General features: G+C 58.2%; 5 protein-coding genes. 4 read left to right on the plus strand and 1 reads right to left on the minus strand.

Going from position 1 to position 8,795, the window contains the following annotated elements; translation table 11 throughout:
• The 4 genes from IVA74_RS40205 to IVA74_RS40220 form a co-directional block, all read left to right on the plus strand.
• Window positions 1-3,292 (plus strand): Ig-like domain-containing protein (locus IVA74_RS40205; protein WP_247353634.1); only part of this gene is annotated, 3,292 nt, incomplete at its 5' end.
• 116 nt (window positions 3,293-3,408) lie between these two features.
• Entirely contained in the window at window positions 3,409-3,759 is a 351-nt protein-coding gene (locus tag IVA74_RS40210) for a hypothetical protein (protein WP_247353636.1), read from the plus strand.
• A gap of 884 nt (window positions 3,760-4,643) precedes the next feature.
• Window positions 4,644-4,973, plus strand: a complete 330-nt coding sequence (locus IVA74_RS40215; protein ID WP_247353638.1) for an H-NS histone family protein — start codon at window positions 4,644-4,646, stop codon at window positions 4,971-4,973.
• Between the two features lie 1,366 nt (window positions 4,974-6,339).
• Window positions 6,340-7,251 (plus strand): hypothetical protein, encoded by a 912-nt coding sequence (locus IVA74_RS40220; protein WP_247353639.1) that lies wholly within the window; start codon window positions 6,340-6,342, stop codon window positions 7,249-7,251.
• A 13-nt stretch (window positions 7,252-7,264) separates the two neighbouring features.
• On the opposite strand, the gene IVA74_RS40225 is transcribed toward IVA74_RS40220, so the two are convergent.
• Window positions 7,265-7,417 carry a hypothetical protein gene (locus tag IVA74_RS40225; protein ID WP_247353642.1) on the minus strand — a complete coding sequence of 51 codons (153 nt, stop codon included), beginning with the start codon at window positions 7,415-7,417 and terminating at the stop codon, window positions 7,265-7,267.
• Window positions 7,418-8,795: the final 1,378 nt, after the last annotated feature.

An 8,795-nucleotide genomic window follows, 5' to 3' on the forward strand; every position in this document is an offset into this window, starting at 1 on the left:
CCTCACCGTCGACACCGGCAGCTCGGCCACCGACCACGTCACCGCCAACCCGGCGCTGAGCGGCACCGGCCTTGCCAACACCGTGGTGCATCTGACGATCGATGGTGTTCTCAGCACCACCACGGCGACCACCGACGCGCAAGGCGCCTGGTCGTTCCTCCCGAGCGGGCTGGCGGATGGATCGCACACCATCGTGGCGAGCCAGACCGACAGCTTCGGCAACACCGGTTCGGCCTCGCTCAGCTTCATCCTGGACACGGCGGCGCCGAGCGGTGGCACGCCGGACCTGACGGCGGGCTCGGACACCGGCACCTCGAACACGGACAATCTCACGTCGGCGACGGCGCCGACCTTCACGGTGGCGCTGACCCCGACGGCTGCGGTCGGCGATACGGTGCAGCTGTTGCTGGGCGGCTCGCCGCTGGCCCATCCGGTCACGCATGTGATCACGGCCACTGACGTGACGGCAGGCAGCATCAGCCTGACGGTGACCGCCGGCGATCTCGGAGCCGATGGCACCAAGCAGATCGCGGCGCAGTTCAGCGATGCCGCCGGCAACAGCTCGACCACCTCCGCGCTGAGCCTCATCCTGGACACGACTGCGCCCACGGTTGCGATCACCAGCGCGGGCGGACCGGTCAACCAGGCCAGCCAGACCATCACCGGCACGGTCGACGTGGCCGACGCCGGCGCCAGCGTCACCATCCTCGACGGCGCCACGCCGATCGGCACCGCCATCGTGCAGGGCAACGGCAGCTGGAGCACCACGGTCAGCCTCACCAATGGAGCCAACTCGCTGACCGCACGGGTGAACGATGCCGCCGGCAACACCGCCACCAGCAGCGCGGTGGTCTATTTGGTGGGCGTGCCCGGCGCCATTCTCGGCGACGCTGGCGACAACACCCTGACCGGCACCGCCGGGAACGATGCATTCCAGGGCTTCGGCGGCAATGACACGATCAACGGTTTGTCGGGTGTTGATCGGGCGGTCTATGTCGACGCGACCGGGAGCATCACCGCCGACCTGACGGCAGGGACCGTGACAGGTCTAGGTGTCGGCACCGACACTCTCATCAGTATCGAAGCCATCCAGGGCAGCAACTTTGCCGACCACTACTCGGCGGTCGGCTTCAGCGGTAACTCCGGAGTCCCTGGTACGCCAATTGGCTTCAACAGCTTCGAAGGCATGGGGGGAGATGATATCATCGTCGGCACGGTCAATCCTTCCGGCGAGATTCTGACTCGTATTTCCTATGTCAATGCGACAGCAGCAGTCCTCGTTGATTTTGTCGCAGGCACGGCGAGCGGCGATGCGTCGGTCGGCAACGACACCTTCACAAACGTCAATTCAGTCATTGGGTCAGCATTTGGCGACGCGCTGCGGGGCAGTGACAATCCGAATGGTACTTTCGAGCAATATGACGGTCGTGCTGGTAACGATCTGATCGATGGCCGCGGCGGCTACGATTTCGCCATCTATAATAACGACGTCACCACAACCACGGGCATAACCGTTAATCTTGCGGCCGGAGCCGTCACTGGCGATGCGACGATCGGAACCGATACGCTGCGTTCGGTGGAAGCCGTCCGCGGCACCAACTTCGCTGATACTTACGATGCCACTGGTTTCAGCGGTACCAGCACCAATGCCGGATCGAGCGGTACCTTCAATAATTTTGAAGGCATGGGCGGCAACGATGCAATCATCGGCAATGGCAACACCCGACTCCAATATACGCAATCAAGCGCCGGCGTGACGGTCGATCTCCTTGCGGGCACTGCGACCGGCGATGCCTCGGTGGGTACCGATACGTTCACCGGTGTCAACGCCGTCATGGGATCGATGTTTGCGGACGTCTTTTCGGGAAGCGGCGCCAACGAGAACTTCATGGGCCTTGCCGGCGACGATCTTATCAATGGAAACGGCGGCTTCGATACGGCGCAATACGCCAACCTAACCTTCACGACAGGTGGGATCAGCGTTCACCTTGCGGCAGGAACGGTGATCGGCGATGCATCGAGCGGCACCGACACCTTGCGTTCGATCGAAGGCATTCAGGGAACCAATTTTGTCGATACGTATGATGCCACGAATTTCGGCGTCAGCGGCGCTATCGATCCTGCAACCGGTCTTCCCTATGCCAACATCGGCAATAACGGCAACCTCAATCAGTTTGAAGGAATGGGTGGTAACGACATCATCACCGGCAACGGCAATACCCGTCTGATCTACACCAATGCAACAGGCCCCGTGACGATAACTTTTAGTCTCAATGGCTGGACCAGCACCACCAGTGGCGCGTCGGGTACAGTAGCCGGTGATGGGTCAGTGGGCATCGATACGTTCTCGGGTGTTGGCTCGGCCTCGGGATCGTCATTTGCCGACACTATCACCGGCTCTGCCAATCCGAGTGGTACGGCGGAAGATTTTTCCGGGCGCGCCGGCAATGACTTCATCGACGGCAAAGGTGGGTTCGACAGGGCATTCTACAACCACGATGGTTCGGCTTCAGGTATTCAAGTCGATATGGCTTCGGGCACGGTGTCAGGTGACGCTGCCATCGGAACAGACACCCTTCGATCAATTGAAGCGATCCGCGGAACCGCCTTCGCCGACACTTATGTCGCGACCAATTTCGGCGTCTCCGGGCCAAATGTCGGCGATTTCGGTACCTTCAACGAGTTTGAGGGGATGGCCGGCGATGACACTATCACGGGCAACGGTAATACCCGCATCGCATTCTACAATGCTCTGGATGGTGTGACCGTAGATCTCGCCGCTGGCAACTCCCACGGAACGGCCTCTGGCGATGTTGCGGACGTCGGTACAGATGCATTCACCGGCGTGAATGCTGTTCGTGGCTCGGGTTTCGCTGACGTCATTATTGGCAACGCTGGAAATAACACGTTGGACGGTCAAGCGGGGAACGATTTTATTCGGGGCGGAGCTGGCGCCGATACGCTGATAGGGGGGGCTGGAGCTGATCAGTTTGTCTTTGCTGCCGTTTCCGAGTCGACTGTTGCAAGCCACGACACGATCAGCGACTTCGTTCATGGGACAGACGTCATCGACATTTCGGGTATCACTGGAGCCACGACCGTCCAAGGCTTGATAGCCGGTAGTACGCAGGTGGCTGCGCATAGTATCGCGTGGATTCAAAGCGGCGCGGACACGATTGTTTATGTTAACAGTTCAGGGGCAGCTCAGAACCAGGGTTCGGCGGATATGGATGTCGTCTTAACGGCCGTAACAGCAAGCAGTTTGGCCAATTTGGACTTCTTCCATGTCTAACGGTCGAATCCTTCGCTCCTTCTCGGCCCGCTTACGCCGCGCGTGAACAGCCTGAGATTTCGGTCGGTGAATGCAGGGGCTCCCGTCGCCCCCTCAGCCGCGCTTCGCAAAATACGATGATCGTTCGCACCCTGATAATTTTATGGAAAATGCTCGCATCTACCCGACGGGAAAGAACTCCTATTGGTCGTCGCACCGGTTACACCGAAGATCGAAGCGGGCTGGAGGCAAAGCCGAAGGAACGGCTGATGCCGAGAACTCTCCAGGAACGACTGGACCAAGTTGAGCGGGAAATCGAACTATACTTAGAATATGATAGGGCCGAGAAAGTTCGGCTGAATCGCGAGTCTTACCTGTGGGCCGCAGAAGATCGCATCGAGTGGCAGGAGATGCAATCTGCCAATGCTCAAAGAGTTCGCGAATTACTCGAAGAACGTGACGCTCTGCGCAGGCAGCTGGGTTTGTAAGGGCGTCTAGTCGATGACCTTGAATTTGTATCGTCGATCGCCGTCTGCCTGCCGGGCCTTAGAGGTTGAGAGCGCTGCGACTCGCCAAATAGCAGGCCCGAGGTTTCTCCTGCACTATTGGCCAACGGTAGGACGATGAGCAAAAGCCCAAGCCAACGGAGATAGTCAGCTCGCGAAAAATGGAGCGGCGCCGCGGCCGAATATCGGCTCGCGCGGCTCTTTACCATCGGACCGATGATGGTCTCGGAGAAGGTTAGTCTCAGAGCATCTCGATTGGGACCGAGTGGAAGTCGCCGCGCTCGCCTCAGTGCGTCCGCAGCTTGCTTTTCCAATGACGAAAGCTCTCGTGTCATCCGCCCGACCTTGATGACCAGAATGCTTGCCGGGCAGCCTACTTGATCCTTTAAGCAGTTCTGTGAATTAACCCACATCCGAGCACATTACCGCGATTAAATTCATCTGCTTCGCGGATCATGTCTCCTTTCCAACCCGAGCAAAAAAACGGTTTATTTCCATTTTTCATTTTGAGCTCGCCCACCCTACGGACGTCATAACCTGGTCTCTCAATGCCAGCTCTGATCTCTTCGATCACGCTGACAACATTCCCGGTTTTGTGCCTTTTTTGCGATTACGAACGTGTGAGTCAGCGCCCGAGCGCGGTGCCCGGGTGCCAAAAGGCGACAGTGCAGAATCAGGATCGCAACCAGGTGCGCGAATTAAATGCGCCCGCGGCTTTTCGCGCTCGCCACGGTGTTACCGCTCTCTTGCCTTTATCCTCGCTGGTTGCTGCAATTAAATGTGGATTGTGGGGCCGTTTTGTAAGCCGTGCCTTGTCCGCTGCTTGGGCTTGATTGATTAATGTTCTTGGAAACGGGGGTGGAGCTATGAACATCGATCATCTGAAGTTGCTCCCGCTTGACGAGCTTTTGAAAATTCACGACCAGGTGACCGCCAAACTTCGCGACGCAATGTTGGCGGAAAAAGCCAGATTGGACGAACGGCTGCGAAGGATCGGAATGGCTGACGAAGTCACCCGGTTTGAGAGTAAGCGCCGCCAATACCCGCCCGTTCGTCCAAAGTATCGGAATCCGAAGAATCCGACGGAGACCTGGTCGGGGCGGGGCAGGGTGCCGCGATGGCTGAAGCCGCAACTTCGAGGTGGCCGGAAGCTGGATGATTTCCTCATTGTCTCAGCTTTTCATCAAGCGCGGTAGATGACCTAATCAACGCGGGCAGCGGTACTCAGCCGGCTGTTGGAATATTATAGCTTGGGGATTGCGAGCCTGGCGGCGCAACCGAGGAATGCCGTGGCCGCAGCGAGCTGATGCGGTTTGAAGGGAGCCCCCGCGGGATGCCCAGGTCCGGCCATCTGTCGCAAGTCAGGCCGTGCGGCCACAGATCGTGAGCCAAGGCGCAATCCCGCCCTCGGATCTCGGTGTCGCTCTCTCGCCCGCGGCGCACGGGTTTCTCTCTCAGAGAGCAAACTCGGCCGCTAAGCGTCTGAACAATGAACGCTTTGCGAATTGCATAGCTGCGCGAAGGCGGCCTTAGCCTCGTTAGTGCCAAAGCAAAAATGCGTTCCTTTGTCTTGCTTGTCGACCCACCAGTCTGCCTCACCTTGACGAGCGATGCGGGAGGCCTCAGCTCTCAGCCGGTCTATTTCGCGCGGAGCAGCACTTACGATTAGACAGTGCATGATTTTGTCCTTCTTCACGAGATCCAACTAAACGACAAGTGATCTCCGGAGATTCAGGAGCGCATCGCGTCGATAGCGTGTGCGATTAAAATGCCCACGCTCAAAACGATTAAAAAAATGAGCAACCAGGTACTCACGTCCACCTCCTGGCTTGGAAGTGAACCTTCCGGCTTATGCACAGTCAAAGGCATCGCGCAGGGAACCGCGATTTCAGCGGCGGCTGAGGATTCCTTGCCACATGGGGCGGCTATCGTCGGAACGCGAGGAAAAGGAGCGTCCCGACGACGGCGGTCGCAAGAAGCGGAAACCAAATGTCTGGCACTTCAGGGACTCCGACTCACTGCGTCGGATTAAATGCGAGCTGCGCTCACAATTCTCCCGGTTTTCACTATTCTCCACAGCTCAAAAGAAGTCTCAGCTCACAACGAATATTTGGTATTATGTTCGTGTCGGGCGCCGTCAGCATTCGAAGCTTTTCGATCTCGCGTGTTCATTTAGCTAGCCGGCCCTCGCGCGCAGATCCATTTCTGGTCGAGAGTTCCAGGTTTAACGCATCTCGCGAGCAAGCGTAACGAGTGACATTCGTTGCCAAGTTGCCGAGACGGAATATCGTCGCGTCGATCGGGTATTTCCCGGAACCACCCGGCTCCGCTTACCGCGCTTGACCTGACACGCTCCTTCGGGATTTCAACTGATCTAGCTCGGGGGTGCGGGTGTGGAGATATTGCAACAACCAGCCCTGTCCGCCGAGCTGTCGCCGAAAATCCGCCCTCTAGTTTCATCTTGTGGCCTTGCTTTGGTCAAACCGCGTTGGGGACTATGGACTTGCCCGATTTAATGCTCGCCCGCGTTCGGGCGACATGGGATGTGATGGGGGAACGCCAATGCATTCGCCGATTAAACCGATTTATCCCAGCTCACAGATTCATAGTCCGGCGCTCTCACCAGAAGACGTCGAGCTTGTCGCGCGCGCGGATGAACGGCTCGTCCACGCCTATGACCAGATCGCACGTGCAGATGAGCAACTCGCGCGTGTCAATGAACAGCTTTCCAAGTTAGATCAGGATGGCACGCGCCCTCCTGCTCATCCGAAGAATCCCACGAAATGGCTTCGACCACCTGACCGGGGCGCGCAGGGAAAGCCGGTACTGCGCGGCCTGATCGGTCTGCTGTTGGCAAGCGGCATCTGTGTGGCTGCCCTCGCTGCCCCCTCATCTTACGGCGATGCGGCCAGAGCAAGTATGGATCGGTGGTTCGCGCATGCCGTTTCACCTTCGTCGTTGCCGCAAGAAAAACCCGAGATCTCCTCGGCTCTGCCTACCACTCAGACGACTGCAACCTATGTGGCACTTCAGGAAGCGGGGCCGATGACCCAGACTACACCGCACGATGCGACCCCAGCAGCCGCTCCCATGTCCCCGGAGCTGGCGGCGACGCGGCAGGGAATGTCGGGCGATCTTACCAACGCGCAGCAAGCAATCGAGCAGCTTAAGGCGAGCCAAGATCAGATCGTTTGCGACCTTGGGCATCTCTCCGAGCAGCTTACGGCGGCCCAGGCACAAATGGTGCGAGACAGAGCGGATGCCGCCGAGCAGCTTAGGATGGTTCAAGAACGAAGTGCCGGCATGACCGCTAACGCTTCCGAGCAAATCCTACGCCCCAACACGCCAGTGCCGTCGCCAAGGCCAATTGCCGCCACGATCCGCAAACCTGTGGCAACCGTTCCGCGGCCGCAAGACAGGGGGCGGCCACACGCACCGCTGCAGTTGCAGACTCATCAAGCGGTGCAGGACTAGCGATTAACTGTTTTCAACGCGCCTGATTGCCGAGCCATGGAGACTTGCCTTTGCGCACCAAAAGGTTTGGTGGCTTTTGATTTGCTTGAGAAGCAGCAATCTCCTGATCTGGTGGGGCGTTCAACAGGTCCTCAAAATCGTCGAAGAATACCGGACGCTGGCGCATGCACCCCCACGCGGATCCAGTGCGCGAGGCGCTCCTCGATGTCGCAGGCAGCACTGGATCAAGCCGCCAGCTCAACGCGCTCTACCTGAATGGAATTCTGCTTGATCTTGGAGTTCAGGCGCGATTCCGACCAAATCGATGCGCCGCAGCGCGCTTCTAGTGTTGGCGATACGTCTCGACAAGCTTGTGGCGCCGGCTCCGGTAGCGCTGGATCTCCCAGGAAGTTTCTGGTCAATCGCCAGCATCCACTTGATCACAGATTGCGGAGCGAGGTCGGTGAAGATCGGCTGCCGCAGCATCTGGTAGCATTTAAGGCGGTCGCCAGGCAGTAGAAGTGGAGGCGCCAAATCCTCGAACTCCACCGGCACTGCGGTCGTTAAGAGCTCTCGTGGTGGACTGATCGGGCTATTAATCGGAGAGAGACCTCGTTGCGGAGGGCTGAGGGCGCTGTTGCTTGCTCCGCCACGGTTGCGGTCTCGTCGCTTGCTGCCCACGGTCCACTCGCAACGGGAGGGGAGATAATTGTCTCCTCGAATGTGCGGAATGCGATGGGCGTCTGATGGCGCTCTCCTCTCTTCAGAACAGCGCGAGAGCGTGACTGGCGTTCTCATCAGCGGAGCTTTCCGCGGACGCTCAGATGGCACGCTCCTTGCCAATCGGTTGGACCAGTGATTTTCGTTGCGAGGAGACGTGTAGCAATGGGACAAAAAAATCGAGTTTTCAGACGCCGAAAACCCAACTTGGCACATGTCATCCGCGACCTGGTGCAACTACTCGATGCGATCGAGGATCTTGAAGAGCTGAGAAAGAAGGTCCGGCTAGCAGAAACAACCCGAGTGTTACATTAGAGCCGGCACTTCCGTCAGGCTTGCTGACATATGCGGTTGGCGCCTAAATCGGCAATGGTCACGCGGTAGAAAGGGCCATAACAATTGTAAGGCAATCGATGCGTAAGGCCGAAGCACGCCCGACGATTGATCGGAACGGACAGGACGTGGATCGAGCTACTGCGGATGCAGCCTAGGTAGAGCCGTGGAACATCAGAACATCACCTGGTTACGACGAAATTAATCCTGCGCCCAAGTAAATCGATCTTTTCTCTTGCCGGCGATCGTACCAGCATCAGGCAATGAGCGTGCCACCAATGGTGAACAATCCTCCAACAAGCGATGTGATGACGCGAGAACGTCGAGCAGAAGCCTCGCGTTTTCGTTCGAGACCAGCGCAGCCTGAGACGGCTGTATTTCTCGTCCCCCCATTTATTCGTTGGCCAGCCGACCTAGGGTCTGTTGGGATTCATCTGGAGTTTATCGCGGCCGCGGCCAGATAGATCATTGAAGTGAAGCTCTGGTCGGTCTTGTCGGCGCGCATTGCGATG

The organism is Bradyrhizobium sp. 132, assembly GCF_023074185.1.
Classification (GTDB): Bacteria; Pseudomonadota; Alphaproteobacteria; order Rhizobiales; family Xanthobacteraceae; genus Bradyrhizobium.